The following is a 17175-nucleotide window of genomic DNA, read 5'->3' on the forward strand; positions in this document are numbered from 1 at the left end:
CGATGTTTCCTGTTCGACGCCGCGCCCGTTACACCCTGCTCGTGGGAGCGCTCGCGGCGCTGCCCGTCATCGCGCAGCCCGCCGTCTCGCAGCCGTCCGTCATCGCCCGCAGCGAGGAGGGCATGACCTGGCAGCCTCGCGCCGTCCGCGGTCCGGTGGCGCTCGAGGACCTCCGGGGCCACGCCCCCTATGTGCCGTCCGGCGTGCCGCAGGTGACGGGCGCCATCGATGTGACGTCCCAGAAGGGCGCGGCCGTGTGGCTGGGCCCGCTGGACGTGGTGCGCGTCACCGGCCCGGCCGGAGCGCTGCGCTTCACCCGCGTGCCGCTGTCGGACGGCGACGACGCGCCCGAGCTGCGCGTGGAGGAAGAGGGCGTGCCGGAGCGCCCGGGCCGCTGGTACCTGGCGGAGCCCATGGGCGCCGGCAGCATCTGGTGGGTCACGGCGACGAAGAACGCCCGCATCGTGGTGGAGCGCCCCACGCACACGTCCACGGCTCGCACCGAGGAGCGGATGCGGGACGCGCTGCTCAAGTGGGTGGACGGCAAGGGTCCGCGCCCGGCGCTGGCGTTCGACGCGGCCACGCGCGCGCGCCTGGACGTGGACGCGGCGCTGGAGGCGGAGCTCGTGAAGGACGAGCCCGCGACCTCGGCCTTCCGCACCGCGGTGCGCGACTGGCGCAAGGCCGCGGCGCTGCGCGAGTGGGCGCTGGTGTCGCCGCTCTACGGCCAGGCGGTGCGCGTGGAGCGCCCGCGTCCCACCGGCACGGAGGTGGTGCTGGAGGGAATGGACGCGCCCTGGGTCCGCCCGGAGGTGAAGGGCTCGGTCTGGGCGCTGGAGCTGGAAGGCCCGGGCGTCTTCTCGCTGGAGGCGCGCACGGTGATGGGCAACGGCGCGCCCGCCGAGGCGCCGTCGGTGGAGGTGTACGGCGTGGGCGGGGTGCTCGCGCACGCGCAGCTGACGCCGCAGCCCGCGTGGGCGGAGGCGCCTGAAGGTGCCGCGCTGCCGGATGGGCGCACCGCGCGGATGCTCGCGTCGGGGGAGCGCGTGGGCATCGTGGAGGAGATGCGCGTGGCGCTGCCTCCGGGCAAGCACAACTACCGCGTGAGCTGGAAGGGCCCCGCGCCCATGCTGCGTGCGCGCGTCGCCACGCGCCGGCCCACGCTGTCCGAGGCGCTGTCGCACCAGACGCACTGGACGGAGCTGGCGGAGAAGGCGTGGGAGGTGGTGAAGCAGGACCCCGCCGCCCGGCCTTCCCTGCTGCGTCAGCGGCTGGTGGCGTTGATGCCGGACCTGGCGCGCGGGACGTACGGCCGCATCAAGACGGAAGGCCTGTCGCCGCTGCTGACCGCGATGGCGGCCCTGGCGGATGGCGACACGGACGTGGCGGTGGAGTCGCTGAAGGGCGCGGATGCGTCGCCGCTCGCGTGGCACCTGCGGCTGCTCACCGCGAAGAAGCTGCTGGACGACAACAAGCCGGACGTCGCGCACGCGCTGCTGGGCACCGCGCCCGCGCTGCCGGACGCGGGCTTCCTCACCGCCGAGGCGTCGGAGCTGGTGGCCCGCCTGCCGCTGGGCGACCCGCTGCGCAGCCGCGAGCTGGCCGCGCTGGAGCTGGCGTGGCGCGCGGAGCCGCTGTCGGAGGACATCCGCCGGAGCTATCGCGCCGCGTGGTGGCGCGCGAGCCGCTGGTCGCAGGTGACGCCCGCGCCTCGTGAAGATGGAACCGAGGTGAAGGCCTCGCAGTGGCTGGACCTCCAGGGCATGGAGGCCGACGCGTCGATGACGGGCAGCGCGCTGTGGCCGCTCGCCGTGGGAGGCACCACGCGCGTGCAGGCCAAGGGGCTCGCCGAGGCGCCGACGCTGCTGCGCGCCTACGTGATGACGCCGCCGGGCGCGAAGGCGAACCCGGTGCTGCGCGTGGGCAGCAACGCGTTCCCGCTGCTGCCGCTGTCGGCGGTGGAGCCGGTGGAGATTGCCCTGCCTCCGGGTGAGCACGCCCTGAAGCTGGAGGGCGCGGAGGGCACGCGCGCGTTCCTGTCGCTCGCGCCCGCGCAGGCGCAAGGGACGCCGGGCGAAGTGGGCTACGTGCGCTCGCAGTGGCCGGTGAAGGTGGACAAGAAGGCGGTGCGCTTCCGGGTGCCGGACGCGAAGCTGCCCTCGCCGGTGCGCGTGCAGTTCCGGCCGCTGAACGCGGAAGCCGGCAAGCCCATCGTGGTGCGCATGAACACCGACGTGGGCCATCCGCGCCGGCTGGTGTTGATGCCGGGCGCGGCCAGCCAGCGCCACGTCGCGCTGGAGGGTGCGAAGGGCACGTCGTCCGCGCCGGTGTCCGCGGTGGTGACGCTGCCCGCGCAGGCGCGCGAGGTCTGGTTCGAGCCCGAGGATCCGAAGGCGCAGCTCGCCGTCTCGCTGGCGGTGCGCCGTGCCGAAGTGGCCACGCCCGAGGAGTCCCCTGCCCCGCCGCGGCAGCCGCAGGCGGGAACTGCGTACGAGACGCTTCAGGCGTTCTCCCGCACGCTGCGCGCGCAGCCTGGAGAGATTGAGCCGCGCCTCGCGCGCGCCGAGCTGCTGTCGTCGTTGCAGGAGGATGGCTTCGCTCGCGCGGACGTGGGCCGGCTGCTGGACGCGCAGGCGAAGCTGACGCCGGAGCAGCAGCGGCGTCTGCTCGCGCTGATGGACCGCCTGTCGCAGGCGGCCCCACGCACCGTGCGCTTCACGCAAGCCATCACGCAGCCCACGCTGGTGTCCCCCGCGTTCCCTGCGCTGCACGAGGACAGCACGAAGCTCGCGGCCACGAGTGCGCAGGTCCGCGCGGGCCAGACGGACGCGGCGCTCGCGGCACTGTCGGGCGACAAGAGCCTTACGGGCCGCTACCTGCGCGCCCGGTTGCTGTCCGCCTCCGGCGAGGACGCGGCGGGTGCGCTGGCCATGGCCGCGCTGTACCGCGAGACGGGCCTGCCGCAGGTGGGCCTGGAAGCCCTGGGCATGCTGGAGCGCCTGCAGGACTCGCCGCAGGCCTGGAAGGACGGCGGTGCGCCCCTGGGCGCGGCGCTCGCGAGCCAGCTCCAGGCCTGGGCCGACCACCCGGACGTGCGCCGCATGCGCTTCGTCGCGGGCCGCTGGACTCGCTGGGAAGGCCTGCGCGACGCGGAGGAGACCGCCGGTTCGCTCGTCGCCACGTCGGAGGCCGGCACGGAGGACGAGGACGTCGCCATGGCCGTGCGCAAGGCGCTGCTCGCGCCGCCGTGGAAGCTGTCCGAAGCGAAGCTCCTTCCCGCCGGTGCCTCGCGCGTCATGAGCCTGGTGGTGAAGCAGCCCCGGCCCCTGGGCGCGGAGGTCCTCTGCGGCACCACCCCGCGTCCGGGCGTGGACGCCGCCGGCACCTGCGCCTTCGCGCTCCGCGTGGACGGCCGCGTGGTGCGCGAGCTCCAGGTCGCCGAGGGCGAGACCGCCATCCTGGGCACGCGCCTGGACGTCCCCGGCCGCCACCAGGTCGAGGTCGTGATGGCGCGCGCCGACACGCAGCAGACCGGCCTCGTGCGCTTCGTGGACTCCGAGGAGGCCACCGCCAACGCCCGCGTCATGGCCGCCCCGCAGCCCCTGTCCCTCCTGCGCAGCCGCCCCGGCGCGCCGGTGGTGATGACCGTGCTGGGCCCCACCGCCCTGCGCGTGCGCGCCACCGCCCTGTCCCCGTCCGCGGGCCGAGAGCTGCTCCTGCGCAGCACGCCCCTGCCCTCCGGTGACGGCACGGGCGGCTCCAGCGCGGAGGAAGGTCCGCTCATGCACCTGGGCCTGCCCGAGGACGCCGACCCCGGCCTCCAGGGCGCGTCCCAGCCGCTGGGCCGCATGGGCGAGACGTGGCTGCTGCTCCCCTCGCGCGGTCCGCACCGCGTGAGCCTGGAGTCGCCCAACGGTGAAGCCCTGGTGCAGGTGCAACTGGGTGTCGCCTCGGATCCGAGCGCGCTCGCGGCCCCGTCGTGGGCCCAGGGCACCACGGGCCTTGAGCCGCTGCCCTGGCCCGCGCTGCCGCCCAGCCTGGCGCTCCTGCCGGACGGCATGCCGCCCGAGGCGCGCACCACCGGCCTGGGCATGGTGTCCGCGGAGATGGGCTACCGCAGCGAGGACGTGGAGGAAGGCGAGCTGCTCAACCGCCCGCTCCAGACGGGCCTGGAGGTCCGCCTCTCCCTGCGCCGTGAGCTGTCCCCGGGCCGCGCGTGGCTGCGCTTCACGCCCGAGGCGCGCTACCCGCTCAACCAGACCGCCGTGCTCGGCGGCACCGTGGCGGGCTACGTGAACCAGCTGCCTGGCGACCTGCGCCTGTCCATGCAGGGCTCCGTGTTCTCGCAGACCATCGACGGCGCCATGCGCTGGAGCGCGAGAGGCCGCATCGCGGCGGACCGCTACCTGCGCCTGTCCCCGGACGTGGGCCTCATCCCCGGCCTGGGCCTGACGCTGGAGTCCATGCAGGGCGGCAGCGCGGTGGACGCCACGCGCTACGACCAGAACGTCTACTGGCTCTACGGCAAGGACCACCCGCGGCGCCTGTCGCCCCGGCTGTCCCTGCGCTGGCAGCCCTTCCAGGACCACGTGGCCACGGTGGGCATGTCCGCAGTGAGCAACGCCAACCTCTACACGGTGGACAACGCGGGCGCCTACGCCAGCTGGGCGGCGCTCCTGGGCGGCAGGCTCCAGGGCACGCGCGTGGAGCTGGGCTACGGCGCTTCGCAGCGCTTCCAGGATGATCACCGCGCCACCGCGTACCTGCGCCACCGCGTGTCGGGCCGCCTGGATTGGAACGTGTGGATGGGCAAGGGCGGCAACCGCCTGATGCTCTTCGCGGAAGACCGCGCGTTCCTCTCCGGCCCGTACGGGATGCAGAACATGTTTTCACTCGGAGCGCGGTGGGATTGGACAGGTGGACGTGGGTTGCAGGACGTCACGCCCACCGAGGAGGAATTCGAGGAGCTGCTGGATGAACGACGTTTGCAGCCCTGAGCTGTCGTGATCCGAACGGGCGCCTGGGGGGGCCGGGCAGGTTTCTCAAGCAATGAATAGCTCTGGCCGCGACATGCACCTGGCGAACGAATCTCTCGAGTCCCAACTGCTGGAAGCCCTGCCCCCGCTGCACCGTCGCGTGCGCGGGGCCTCGGTGGAGGTCCTGGCCCAGCGGCTGGTGGAGACCTGCCCCCGCCCCGCCGGCCTGGAGGGACTGGCCCCATGGCTGGGAGTCGCGCTGGAGGCCCTGGAGACGGAGCTGGCGGCGATCCACACGGAGATCGTCCAGTTCACCCGTCAGCACAACGAGGCGCTGGACGACGCCGCGCGCCGCCAGGTGCTGGTGGATCACCTCAAGGCCACGGTGAAGGACCGCAAGGACCGCAAGGAGGACCTGCGCGCCCTGGACCGGTGGATGGGCTTCGACGCCCTGCGCGAGCGGCAGGAGAAGCGCCGCCACAAGCTGCTGATCGAAGAAGAAACGGCGCTGCGCGCGCTGACGGGCGTGCTGGCCACGGCCTCCGCGCAGGAGCTGCAACCCGCCGCCGTGCCGCTGGCGAGGCAGCTGTTGGACCGCGCCGTGGACGCGCCCCGGGCGCAGAACCGCTTCGCCGCGCTGGAGGCCTTCCGGCAGCTCGCGCAGACGGTGCCGGGCGTCGCCGCGTCGCTGCCTGAAGTGGGCCCCACGCTGACGAGCCTCGCGGGCCAGGAGGACGTGAGCCCGTTCTTCCAGGCGGAGGCCCTGCGCGCGCTGCTCACCGTGGACGTGCTCGAAGGCCTGGCCCTGCTGCGCATGCGACTGCGCGCGAAGGCCCCCTCGGACAAGGACTTCCTCTTCCGCCGCCAGGTGCTGGAGCAGTGCGCGCCGCTGCTGTCGGAAGAGCACCGCATGCCGCTGCTCACGGAGGTCGCGCACAACGACCCCAGCGAGTACGTGCGCATGGGCCTGTGCGCCCTCATCGCGCAGCGCCCGGACGGACAGCCGCTGCTGCGCCGTCTGGCCGGCCTGGAGCAGGTGCCGGCCGTCGCGGGACAGACGCTTTCAGAGCCGAGCCCGCGCGTGCGCACCGCCGCCGTGCTGGCCGCGGTGGACGCGGCGCTGGCCGCGCCGAAGGTGAAGGGCCCTGCCCTCCAGGTGCTGGTGGACGTGCTCGGCCGTGACACCGCGCCGCTCGTGCTGCGCGTGTCGTGTGAACGTGCCGCCGCATTGGCTGAAGCGCTGGGCGCCTCGGGCCTCGGCCCCGCGCACGCGGCGCTGCTGGACGCGGTGGAATCACTGGCGACGCAGCCGGGAGCCTCGGGCCCGGTGGTGGAGGCCGCCGCGGCCGCCGCGCAGGTGCTGCGCCGGGTGAAGGATCCGGTGCGTCAGGCGTGGACGGCGTTCCTCGCCGGCCGCGTCTCCAAGCTCCGCCCGGGCAGCCGCACGCGCATCCCGCTGCAGCCCGCGCCGGAGAACCTGCCGCCGATGCCGGAGGGCCCCGCGTGGCTGGGCGCCATCCTCGCGGACCTGTCGCAGGACGGGCACGGCCTGTACGCGGAGCGCACGGACAAGACGCTGACGCTGTGGCACGGCGACCGTCACGAGCGCCGCCTGTGGCGCATGTGGCACGAGCTGGGCCGCCCCGCGCCGAACAAGCGCCAGGCGTTCCTGCACACCACCGGCCGCGTCATGTCCGGCACGCTGCGCGCGCACCCGGGCCACCTGGACGAAATCACGGAGACGCTGGTCCCTGGCGAGCGCGTCCACGTCGCGAGCCAGGGCAGCTGGGGCCGTCACCTGCCCACGGTGGACGACCTGCTGGACATTCCGCTGTCGAAGGACGGCAAGGTGCACCTGTTCAGCAGCCACGGCGAGACGGTGCTGGTGCCGCCCGCCTCGCGCCTGCGCCGGCTGACGAACCGCCTGAAGGTGTCCAAGGACTACCGCAAGCTCGCGTCGCTGCGGCTGGACTCGCTGGGCGGTGAAGAGCCCCGCGAGCGCCGCCGCTTCGTGGAGCAGGTGGAGCGCGAGCTGGGCGTCCAGGTGCGCTTCACGCCGTACGGACAGAACAAGCAGGTCCCCGCGCCGCTGGCCACGCTCTTCCACGAGCCGGAGGCCGCGCCGAAGCCCCCGTCCACGCTGCACACGCCCGCGGTGCTGGGCCTGCAGAGCGGATTCCTGGCGCTCCTCACCGAGCGCATCATGGAGAACGAGGGCTACTTCCTGGGGATGGGAGGCAACGGCATCGCGGCGCTGGGCCTCTTCACCGCGGCGCTCTTCTCCATCTTCCTGGGCGACACGTACGTGAAGCGCCAGAGCGTGCGGAAGTCCCGGGAGAAGATTCCGCTCGTCATCGGCGGCTGGGGCACGCGCGGCAAGTCCGGCACGGAGCGCCTGAAGGCGGCGCTCTTCTCCGGCATGGGCTTCGAGGTCTTCGCGAAGACGACGGGCTCCGAGGCGATGTTCGTGCACAGCGCCCCGGGCGCCGGGCCGTCCGAGTTCTTCATCTTCCGCCCCTACGACAAGGCCACCATCTGGGAGCAGAAGGACATGGTGGAGCTGGGCGCGCGCCTGGGCACGGAGGTCTTCCTCTGGGAGTGCATGGCGCTGCAGCCGAACTTCGTCGAGCTCTTGCAGAACGACTGGATGAAGGACGACTTCGCCACGCTGACCAACGCCTATCCAGACCACGAGGACATCCAGGGTCCGGCGGGCATCAACGTCGCGTCCGTCATCACCAACTTCATGCCCAGGGGCGGCCGGGTGGTGACGACGGAGGACCACTTCCTGCCGCTCTTCAAGCAGGCGGCGAAGGAGAAGGACACCACGCTCTTGCACAGCGCGTGGTGGGAGGCGGAGCTGATTCCCGAGGAGTTCCTGGCCCTGTTCCCCTACCGCGAGCACCCGCGCAACATGGCGCTGGTGGCGACGCTGGCGGAGCAGCTGGGCGTGTCGCGGCCGTACGCGCTGGCGCTGATGGCCGAGCACGTGCAGCCGGAGATCGGCGTGTTGAAGGTCTTCCCGCCAGCGAAGGTGCGCGGGCGGCAGCTCCAGTTCATCAACGGGCACTCGGCGAACGAGCGCACGGGCTTCATGAACAACTGGATCCGCACGGGCCTGGGAGACGTGGACCCGGACGCGAACCCGGAGCGCGCGGTCATCACGGTCATCAACAACCGCTGGGACCGCGTGTCGCGCTCGGAGGTCTTCGCGCGCATCATGGTGGAGGACGCGCCCGCGGACCGGCACGTGCTCATCGGCACGAACCTGGAGGGCCTGCAGAAGTACGTGCGTGACGCGCTGGACCGGCACCTGCTCAGCACGGAGGTCGTCGCGGCGGAGGAGGTCTCCAGCCCCGAGGGACAGGCCCGCGCGGAGGCACGGCTCGCGAAGGAGCTGGCGAAGCTGAAGGTGCCGCGTCCCACGATGGCGACCTTCATGGACCGGCTGGAGCGGTACGCAGCCGGCGCGGGACTCCAGGCCACGGCCACGCTGGCGCTGACGACAGCGGTGGGCAAGGCGCTGGAGGGCGGCGACGACGAGGTGGGCGTGGAGAAGGTCCGCCGCGCGCTGGAGCGCGAGGTGGGCCCGCTCATCGACGAGGCGCTGTCGCCCGTGTCGCGCGCGCAGCCTTCGCCGCTGCCGGAGGTGCTGACGGCCGCGACGAAGGACGAGGTGCGCGAGCACGCGCTCTACCTGCTGGCGCGCATGGCGGTGCACGCGCGGCTGAAGGCGCTCCTGCCCCGGGGTGAGGCGGACGCGCAGGGACGCGTGAAGGCGTTCCACGCGAAGTTCCGCGACGCCTACCGGGCGATGATGCTGGAGCAGCTGGTGCCGGTGTCCGACTCGCAGGCGACGGGCGACCAGGTGGTGGACGCGTGCGCCCGCGCGGTGGCTCCCGGGATGCAGGTGAGCATCATGGGCGCGCAGAACATCAAGGGCACGGGCCTGGACTGGGTGTACCGCTGGATGGCCCTGGACCGGGTGACGACGGCGCTGAAGGCGCTGGAGGGCACGTCGGTGGAGGCGCGGCGGCGGGCGCTGGAGTCGCTGGAGACGTTCGAGGACTCGGGCTTCGTGGACGCGGGGCTGGCGCGCACGGTGCTGCCGGGGCTGGTGAGCAAGGCCGCGTCGCCGGATGAAGCGGACCGGCTGCGCAAGCTGGCGGAGCGCGCGCGGGCGCGGCACGAGCTGAAGATTTCGGCGCTGACGCACACGGCGGCGGGCGGCACCACGCAGGTGGTGGTGCGCAAGCTGGAGAAGGTCTTCGACTACCTGGACAGCGTGACGCGCCGCCGGCTGAGCGAGATGTTGCTGGAGGACCTGGAGACGGGCCGCGTGTCGCACGCGCGGGCGGCGGTGGAGACGCGCAAGCTGTACGAGCGCCAGAAGGGCGGCTGGCTCTTCCGCGGCCTCAAGAAGCAGCCGAAGCGGACGGCGCCGGTGCCGGGGGTGGAGGCGCCCACGCCGGCAATGCCCGCGAGCGCGGATGCGGTGTTCAAGACGACGGCGGAGCTCCCCAGCACCAAGGTCCCGGTGCAGGTGCACCACGTACCCATGGACACCCACGCACTGACGAAGGTGGAGGGGCCCGTGCTGCTGCGCGACGAGCCCTTGAAGAAGCAGGGACCGGACATGCTGGGGCCCGAAGCGGCGGATGACGCCGGCGAGCCGCTGTCCTGAGTCCCTCCGAGCCAGAAACCCGAGGAGCGATGTTCATGGAGGAGAGTCCCATCACGGACGCGGTGCTCGGGGGCCGCGTTCTCACCCTCCCCCGCCCCAACGCGGTGGAGCCGGTGTCGCGCGGGCGCGTGGAGCCCCTGTGCGTGGAGGAGGTCCGGAGCCTCGCGGCCTTCGATGCCCTGGAGGCCGAGTGGAACGCGCTGGTGAAGCGCGTGGACGACCAGGTGTTCTACCGGCACGAGTTCGTGCGCTGCTGGGTGGAGCACTTCGCGCCCGGTGCTGCCTTACGCATCCTCACGGCGAGGAACGCGCTGGGCGTGCTGGTGGCGGTGCTGGGGCTCCAGGAGGAGCAGGGCCACCAGTACGGCGTGCCGGTGCGGCAGCTGTCGTCGCTGACGAACAAGCACTCGTGCCGCTTCGACCTGATTGCCGACGAGCCCCGGCGCGCCGCGGTGGCCTTCCTGTCGCATCTGATGGGCGACCCCAGCTGGGACGTGCTGCGGTTGTCGGATGTGCCAGAGGGCGGCGCGGCGTGGGAGCTGCTGAGCGCGGCGAAGGGCGCGGGGATGCCCTGCGGCGCGTGGCCGAGCGCGCGCTCGCCGTACTTGCTACTGCCCTCCACGGTGGCGGCGTGGACGAAGGGTCGCAGCAACGCGAAGCCGCTGCGCAGGAGGCGCAGGCGCCTGGAGGAGAAGGGCCGCGTGGAGGTGGAGCGCGTGGCCGAAGTGGAGGGCCTGGGGTCGAAGGTGGAGGAGGCCTTCGCCCTGGAGCAGAGCGGCTGGAAAGCGCGGGAGGGCACGGCCATCGCGCAGGCGGTGCACCGGCGCGGCTTCTACACGGGGCTCGCGCGCACGGCGGCGGAGCGCGGCTGGCTGGGATTGTATTTCCTGCGACTGGACTCAAGGCCCATCGCCTTCCAGTACGGGCTGGAGTACGGCGGCCGATATCTGGCGATGAAGCCGGGCTACGACGAGACGTTGTCGGAGGTGAGCCCGGGGCATCTCTTGACGGAGAGCCTGATCCAGGACTGCATTGGGAGGGGCTTGGGCGAGCTGGACTTGCTGGGGGACGACGCCCCCTACAAGCGCGAGTGGACAACTCAGGTACGACAGCACCACTGGCTGTTCATCTATCGGGACACGTGGATGGGGCAGACGTTGCAGCGGTCGAAGTTCCGCTGGGCTCCAGTGGCGAAAAGGATGGTGGGCAGATGGGTCCGACGGCGCTGACGTTCTACCGGGCCGCGAAGCGGCTCCAGGCGCACCCGAGGCTCGCGAACGTGGTGGCCACGTTGGGTGACCGGATCCACAACAGCCACGTGGACACGAAGGCGGTGCTCCACCCCACGGTGGAGCTGGGCTACGGAGGCATCGGGGTCATCATCGCGCCGGGCGTGGAGATTGGAGAGCGCAGCTTCATCTCCCAGAACGTGAGCCTGGAGCCCCTGCCCGGAGTCGACGGAGTCCCGCGAGTGGGCCGCGACGTCTACATCGGCGTGGGCGCGCAGGTGCTGGGTCCGGTGGTGATTGGAGACGGAGCGAAGATTGGCGCCAACGCCCTCGTGATGGAGGACGTGGCGCCAGGAGCCACCGTGGCGGGCATTCCCGCGCGGGAGCTGAAGCAGAAGGCACCGCCTACGGGGACTTAGCGGTAGAAATCTTGAACAGATAGGGGGAACCATCCTTATCCCCACGGGCGTTGAGAAAACGCACCTCTGCATCCTGCAGGGGAGGCAGGTCAGAGATTTCATCGTCCTCGTTCATTCCTCCGAATAAGAGATCAATCCATCCCTGCTCTTTGGTGGACCACATCGCCAGGCGATCAGGTGCCCACAAAACCCAGACGCTGTCGACCTCGCACAGGTAGCCCAGGTCAGGAAGAACAGGCCCGAGCACTGGATGCTGAATGTCAACCGCAAGCGCATCAAAGGGATGGACCACCAGGAAGATATTCCTGGACGTCTCACTGGAAGCAGCAATCTTCGCTATCAAGCTCGCTTGAGCCGACTCCAACAAGTCACGTGAATTCGTTAAGATTTCATGCGCACTCTGAGTCCGCAGCTTCAAATTCCGGCCAATTGCCGATCTTCCCGCACCATGAATCCGATTGAGCTCGCTTTCGAACTCGCGGAATCGTCCTCTTGCGGATTTGACTTCAAAGGCTGCCGTCCGAATCCCTGGGGAAATGACCTTTGACCCTGGCCTTCCCTCCGGTATTCGGAACAACAAATCGACCCCACCTCGAGTGTCAATTTGAACCGGTGCAATACGAAGGAAAGCCGTGGTCAGAATTGCCGCCAGGTGTTCCCCAGAGCGGACCTTCAGTCCCATGACTTGGTTACGCTCCAGCTTGGCCAGCTCATCCACAGCCCAAGCCAAGGTACGATGCCAGATGGCGACTACAGGGGCCCCAACAAGCTTATCAATATCAGCCACGATTCACTCCCCATAGGAAGAGCCGCACCCTGGAGGAAACTCACCAAAATCAATTCCCGGCGTTTAAGAAGCATCTTTACAAGCACACGACACAGCAACCTGCCTCGAACGACAGCCCCTACATTTGAGCCGCCTGCCATCCGCTGACAATCACTCTTTGGAGGGAGGCTCCACGACTGACGCCCACGCCACGCAGCCGGGACATGGCGCCTTGCGCCTAAGTAGGTAGCCCAAGGTTCCAAGACGAACTGGAGCGGGCCTTCCTCGGTACTCACCGGGAGGGTGAGCTAAGAGGATGTCTGCCGCATCGACATTAATGAGCGTGAGAGGCAGCAATGAGTCGGATGTACGAGTGCGATGTGAAGCGCCCCTTCAAACGGAATGGCGTGAAGACGATGGAGTGGACCACGGTGCCGGTCAGCTCTCTCGGCAGCACGCCGGTCAAGGGGGGCATTCGATGCAGGCACTGCCATGGGGCTGTTCGTGTCCACAAGCAGCGTGTGCCTGAGGGACCGGCCGACCACGTCGAGCACCTGACGCGGGGCGACTCTGAGAATTGCCTGGGAGGCGTGCACTTCAAAGGGACGCACCGGCGTTCCAGCAACCCCATCGAGTAGGTCGCCCAAGGTTCCAAGACGGATGCAGCGGCTACAATTGGTGGAGTAGTCCCAACTCGGTCAGGAACTTCTGGCGACCTACTCAGGTGACAGGGAAGATCCTTGATGAGGGCTGATGCGGCAGGCGCCGCCCACGGGGACGTGAGCTGTACGGCCCATCCACTACGGCCGGCAGATGCTCGGCTCACCATGCGCGGAGGCGACACACGCCAAGCCCTCGGGACACGTGACCGCTTGAGGCGAACACAAGGTCTCGCAGCTCCGATAGGACTGGCGACGCCTCCAGGATGGCTCGGCACCCGGCGATGTTCCGCGAGGCCATGCCATGCAGTACTGCCCGACCCCGTGGCAGTCCTGATCAAGCTCGCATTCGCCGTAGGAGCCTGTCGTCAGCCATGTGCCCAGCGCGCCCAGAAACAGGGCGATGGGCACAGCAATCACGCTCCACCTGGAACCGGCCATGAATCCCTGCAGTCAGGCTCAGCTGCCCTTGGGCATCTTCAGCGCCATCGCGACCAGCGAGAGCGTCAGGTCCTCGGGCTGGTAGGGCTTGAACGGGTTGAGCGTCGTGCCAGTGGAGTCCAGGTGATCCAGCCCGGACAGCGTCACGGACTTGGAGCCGGGGATGAACGCGTCCTGCGGCAGCACCAGGCCGTCTGACTTCACGCCGTAGCGCTGCTGCATGTACTCCTCCATCAGGAACAGCGGCGACGTGGGGTTCGCCGTGGTGGAGGCCATGCTCACGGTGGGGATGCCCTCGGGCATCGGGTGCTTCGCCAGGAACGCCTTGCGCGAGTCGTACGTCAGGTCCTCACCGGCCTGGATGCTGCCTCCCAGCGCCTCGACCGCGCCGCCCACGCCGTAGCGCACCAGCGGGTTGTCCAGCAGGTCCTGCGCCATGGGCGAGCCGCCGTACGGCGACTGGATGGTGACCAGGGCGCGCACGTGCTCCTGAATCTCCGGGTACATCGACAGCGCCGCCGCGGAGTCCAGGCCACCCTTGCTGTGGCCAATGAGCACCACCTGCTTGCCGTTCTTGGAGGCCTCCAGCACCGCCTGACGGACGATGGCCGCGTTGTGCTCCACGCCCATGTCCGTGTCGACGGGAACGCGGCCCACCTGCAGGCCCTGCGCTTCGAGCGCGTCCAGGTTCTTGTCGAAGTAGACCTGCTTGGGCGCCGCTTCCGACAGCAGGCCGCCCACCGCCAGGAACACGCAGTCCTTGGCCTCGGGCGGCATCACGTTCTGGCCCGCGCGCACGGCCTGGTTGATCTTCATGAACTCCGCGGTGGAGTCCTTCGCCGGCGGATACGCCTTCTGGATCCAGCCGATCTTGTCCGCCTCGCCCTTGCCAGGCCAGGGGAGCGGAATGCGCAGGGCATTGACCTGCTGCGCCCCGACACGCGCACCCGACGTGAAGCTGTCCCCCTTCACGATGGCGTTGAAGCCCTGAGGCCCCGTCGCCCGGGCAGGAGCCTCCGGAGCAACCCGCGTCTGCGTGGACGGCGTGAGGCTGGTGGGACGCGTGACCTGGACCATGAGGGGACCTCGGAAGGGGGAGCCGAGTTGAGCAGTGGAGAGGCTTGCCTACATTGTCGGCAAATGACGCTGGGAGTTGCGTGCCCTGTTTCAAGCCGTGAGAAGCCGAGACTCCGGGCGCGTGGCGCAGCGCGGCGGTCCTGACTCCCAGCGGTGCTGCCTGCACGCTGGCCGGGCTTACTGTTCAGCGCTGAACGGATTCATGCAGTCGCGTTGTTGTTGTGGCCCCATGCACAAGGTACCAAGCCCCATGAACCTCCCCCTGCGTCCCAGTGGCATTCCCGCGGTGGGGGACCTGCCCTGGGGCTCCCACTTCTGCCAGTTCTACGGCGACCGGGATGACCTCGTGGACTCGCTGGTCCCCTATTTCAAGGCGGGCCTGGAGAACAACGAGCACTGCCTGTGGGTGACGTCCGCGCCGTTCGGCGCCCAGGACGCCCGGACGATGCTGCGCAACGCCGTGCCCGACCTGGATCAGCGGATATCGCGGGGCCAGATTGAAATCATCGACCATCGCGACTGGTACATGCAGTCCGGCGGCAAGAGCGCTGACGAGGTGCTCCAGGGCTGGGTGGACCGCCACGGACGAGCGCTCGCGCAGGGGTACGCGGGGCTGCGCCTGACGGGGAACACCTACTGGCTGGAGCGGAAGGACTGGTCCGGCTTCGTCGATTACGAAGCCCGCGTCTCCGACACCTTCAGGAGCCACAACATCATCGGGATGTGCAGCTACTGCCTGGACCGGTGCGGCCCGATGGACGTGCTCGAGGTGGTCCGCAACCACCAGTTCGCGCTCATCCGTCAGGCGGGCGAGTGGGAGCTGATTGAGAGCGCGTCGATGAAGAGCGCGAAGGCGGAGCTGCACAAGCTCAACACCGAGCTGGAGCAGCGCGTGCGCGAGCGGACGGCGGAGCTCCAGCACGCGCTCCGGATGCGCGAGGAGTTCCTCTCCGTGGCGTCGCACGAGCTGAAGACGCCCATCACCTCGCTCCAGCTCTACGTGGAGACGCTGCTGCGCGCCAACCACCGGGGCACGCTGACGCCCGACCAGGCGGCGCCCAAGCTCCTGCGGGTCAAGGAGCAATGCGGGCGCCTGGAGAACCTCATCAACACGATGCTCGATGTGTCCCGGGCCTCGCTGTCGGACGACCCGTTGCCCATCGAGCCGGAGCCCATGGACCTGGCGGAGATGGCGCGAAGCGTGAGCGAGGACTTCGCGGAAGGGCTTCAGCGCGCCGGCTGCCGGCTGCGCGTCCAAGCGGACAGCGCGGTCGTGGGCCACTGGGACCGGATGCGCCTGGAGCAGCTGGTGACGAACCTGCTGTCCAACGCCATCAAGTACGCCCCCGGCACCGACGTGAAGCTGTCGGTGCACGCCAGCGAGGGCAGCGCCACCCTGGTCGTGAGTGACGGCGGGCCGGGCATCCCGAAGGAATCGCAGCAGCGCGTCTTCGAGCGGTTCGTGCAGCTGTCGCCGAAGTCCCACGCCGGAGGTTTCGGGCTGGGGCTGTGGATCGTCCGGAGCATCGTGGACGCGCACGGCGGGAGCATCGAGCTGTTCAGCAAGCCGGGAGAAGGAACGACCTTCAAGGTCACGCTCCCTTCCCATCGAAGCGCGTAGGCCTGTCTGTGATTGGGGCGTAGACCGTGAACAGCAGCTCCGCCCCAATCCGCAGCAGCGCGGCCATGGCATCGCGGGAGACCGGGAACAGCGTCGCCAGCGGCTGCGAATCGGCCTGGATCCCCACGTCCATCGTCCGGGCCTCGCAAGCATCCCAATGCCTGCGAGCCTCCGCTGGAAGGTTCTCGACCACCTGAACCAGCCAGTGCAGTCCCTCCTCCACGGACTGCGGCTGCTCGCGGTGCTCCAGGCTGGCCTCGGTGTCCGTCACCCGGAGGACGAGCATGGATGGCTCCAACGCCTGGACCAGCTCGCGAACGCCGGTGGTGCCGCGGAGCTCCAGGTCGATGTTCAGGAAATGGGTCATCGTTCCTCGTCAGGTGCGTTGGACGGCTCCATTCGCGAACTGCTCCTCCAGCAGGATGGCGCCGTCCGCGCCGATGCCGCAATGACGCGTGCGAACTCCTGACCCGGTGCTGACCCCGCAAGCATAGAGCCCGCGCGGATTGGCGAGCCCCGTCAGAACGCTGGGTTTTCATACCAGGGACGCGGCGGCGCAACACGAGGCTCAGGCCGGAGGTCGCAGGCGAGGTATTTCTTGTCGATCCGTTGATAGCGAACCTCGAATCCCACGGGCAGCGTCTTCCAGTAGGTGGCATCCCAGGGTCGCACGACCGTCCACACCTCGCTCCCAGGCACCCGCACACTCCAGGGGTCCGCGGCTTGCCAGGTGAGTTCCTCCTCCAGGCGCTCACGACTCCCGGCCTCGAGACAGCTCTGCCCCGGTTCCCACGCGCCCGTGCAGTAGCGGCTCCAATCCGGCCGGGTCAGCGACTCCCACACGGCTCCGCCCTCGGGCGTCAGGTTGTACCAGAAGCCCGAATAGCGCCCCGGCTTGCACGAGCTCATCGCGAACGCGCTTTCAATCTCCGGGAGCGTCCGGGCGAGAGCGTCTGTTTCCATGTGCTTCACCCGGATGAGCCCGGCTTCGCACAGGGAGGCCAATATGGGCGCCAGCTCCCTCGCTTCCAACCCGTGGGTGCGGCGATTGAGGGTGAGTTCGATGCCCGGGCTCGCCAGGACCGCCAGATTCTCCCCGTACTCAACGACAGCATCCAGGAACCAGAAGCTCCTGCGATCGATACGCATTCAGAGGCCCGGCGAATCCAACCGCTCGTTCGCATGGGGGCCGAGGCCATTCTACCGCAACCGGGACGTGGTCTACCAAGCGTTGCAAGGAGTCCCCCTGCCCTCCCGCAGGGAATGACCCGTCCAGTGACTGCTCCGACTCGCGCTCCAGGCG

The 17175-nt window shown here is 69.8% G+C and carries 10 protein-coding genes; 6 read left to right on the forward strand and 4 right to left on the reverse strand.

What is annotated here, in order from left to right; genetic code table 11:
* The first annotated feature begins 2 nt into the window (after nucleotides 1-2).
* Genes D7X96_RS17290 through D7X96_RS17305 form a run of 4 tightly spaced genes read left to right on the forward strand, consistent with a single transcriptional unit; the run spans nucleotide 3 to nucleotide 11308 of the window.
* Nucleotides 3-4997: a hypothetical protein gene (locus D7X96_RS17290; RefSeq protein ID WP_147468332.1), complete on the forward strand. Its 4995-nt coding sequence runs from the start codon at nucleotides 3-5 to the stop codon at nucleotides 4995-4997.
* Between the two features lie 52 nt (nucleotides 4998-5049).
* Nucleotides 5050-9660, forward strand: a complete 4611-nt coding sequence (locus D7X96_RS17295; protein WP_147468333.1) for a hypothetical protein — start codon at nucleotides 5050-5052, stop codon at nucleotides 9658-9660.
* 35 nt (nucleotides 9661-9695) lie between these two features.
* Nucleotides 9696-10889 carry a GNAT family N-acetyltransferase gene (locus D7X96_RS17300; RefSeq protein WP_208647327.1) on the forward strand — a complete coding sequence of 398 codons (1194 nt, stop codon included), beginning with the start codon at nucleotides 9696-9698 and terminating at the stop codon, nucleotides 10887-10889.
* Nucleotides 10871-11308 carry a serine O-acetyltransferase gene (locus D7X96_RS17305; RefSeq protein ID WP_121770230.1) on the forward strand — a complete coding sequence of 146 codons (438 nt, stop codon included), beginning with the start codon at nucleotides 10871-10873 and terminating at the stop codon, nucleotides 11306-11308. The genes D7X96_RS17300 and D7X96_RS17305 overlap by 19 nt, the downstream gene beginning before the upstream one ends.
* Here D7X96_RS17305 and D7X96_RS39590 read toward each other — a convergent pair.
* Nucleotides 11295-12095, reverse strand: coding sequence for a hypothetical protein (locus D7X96_RS39590; protein WP_147468334.1), 801 nt, complete (start codon nucleotides 12093-12095; stop codon nucleotides 11295-11297). The two genes, D7X96_RS17305 and D7X96_RS39590, sit on opposite strands and share 14 nt — an antisense overlap.
* 344 nt (nucleotides 12096-12439) lie before the next feature.
* Between D7X96_RS39590 and D7X96_RS42035 the strand changes: the two genes are divergently transcribed.
* Nucleotides 12440-12712, forward strand: a complete 273-nt coding sequence (locus D7X96_RS42035) for a hypothetical protein (protein ID WP_502260782.1) — start codon at nucleotides 12440-12442, stop codon at nucleotides 12710-12712.
* A 480-nt stretch (nucleotides 12713-13192) separates the two neighbouring features.
* On the opposite strand, the gene D7X96_RS17315 is transcribed toward D7X96_RS42035, so the two are convergent.
* Nucleotides 13193-14251 carry an esterase/lipase family protein gene (locus D7X96_RS17315; protein ID WP_120547914.1) on the reverse strand — a complete coding sequence of 353 codons (1059 nt, stop codon included), beginning with the start codon at nucleotides 14249-14251 and terminating at the stop codon, nucleotides 13193-13195.
* Between the two features lie 250 nt (nucleotides 14252-14501).
* On the opposite strand from D7X96_RS17315, the gene D7X96_RS17320 reads away from it, so the two are divergent.
* Nucleotides 14502-15872, forward strand: coding sequence for an MEDS domain-containing protein (locus D7X96_RS17320; RefSeq protein WP_158626592.1), 1371 nt, complete (start codon nucleotides 14502-14504; stop codon nucleotides 15870-15872).
* Here the strand turns inward: D7X96_RS17320 and D7X96_RS17325 are convergent.
* Nucleotides 15844-16239, reverse strand: coding sequence for a hypothetical protein (locus tag D7X96_RS17325; protein WP_121770233.1), 396 nt, complete (start codon nucleotides 16237-16239; stop codon nucleotides 15844-15846). The genes D7X96_RS17320 and D7X96_RS17325 overlap by 29 nt on opposite strands.
* A gap of 152 nt (nucleotides 16240-16391) precedes the next feature.
* Complete coding sequence (locus tag D7X96_RS17330) at nucleotides 16392-17021, reverse strand: hypothetical protein (protein ID WP_121770234.1); 630 nt, start codon at nucleotides 17019-17021, stop codon at nucleotides 16392-16394.
* Nucleotides 17022-17175 lie beyond the last annotated feature (154 nt).

The organism is Corallococcus interemptor (assembly GCF_003668875.1).
GTDB classification, from domain to species: Bacteria; Myxococcota; Myxococcia; order Myxococcales; family Myxococcaceae; genus Corallococcus; species Corallococcus interemptor.

Excerpts from the sequence above, each read along its gene's own strand:
- D7X96_RS17325 (WP_121770233.1), bottom strand. The coding sequence starts at position 16,239 with ATGACCCATTTCCTGAACATCGACCTGGAGCTCCGCGGCACCACCGGC.
- D7X96_RS42035 (WP_502260782.1), top strand. The coding sequence starts at position 12,440 with ATGTACGAGTGCGATGTGAAGCGCCCCTTCAAACGGAATGGCGTGAAG.
- D7X96_RS17290 (WP_147468332.1), top strand. The coding sequence starts at position 3 with ATGTTTCCTGTTCGACGCCGCGCCCGTTACACCCTGCTCGTGGGAGCG.
- D7X96_RS17300 (WP_208647327.1), top strand. The coding sequence starts at position 9,696 with ATGGAGGAGAGTCCCATCACGGACGCGGTGCTCGGGGGCCGCGTTCTC.
- D7X96_RS17295 (WP_147468333.1), top strand. The coding sequence starts at position 5,050 with ATGAATAGCTCTGGCCGCGACATGCACCTGGCGAACGAATCTCTCGAG.
- D7X96_RS17320 (WP_158626592.1), top strand. The coding sequence starts at position 14,502 with ATGAACCTCCCCCTGCGTCCCAGTGGCATTCCCGCGGTGGGGGACCTG.
- D7X96_RS17330 (WP_121770234.1), bottom strand. The coding sequence starts at position 17,021 with ATGCGTATCGATCGCAGGAGCTTCTGGTTCCTGGATGCTGTCGTTGAG.
- D7X96_RS17305 (WP_121770230.1), top strand. The coding sequence starts at position 10,871 with ATGGGTCCGACGGCGCTGACGTTCTACCGGGCCGCGAAGCGGCTCCAG.
- D7X96_RS17315 (WP_120547914.1), bottom strand. The coding sequence starts at position 14,251 with ATGGTCCAGGTCACGCGTCCCACCAGCCTCACGCCGTCCACGCAGACG.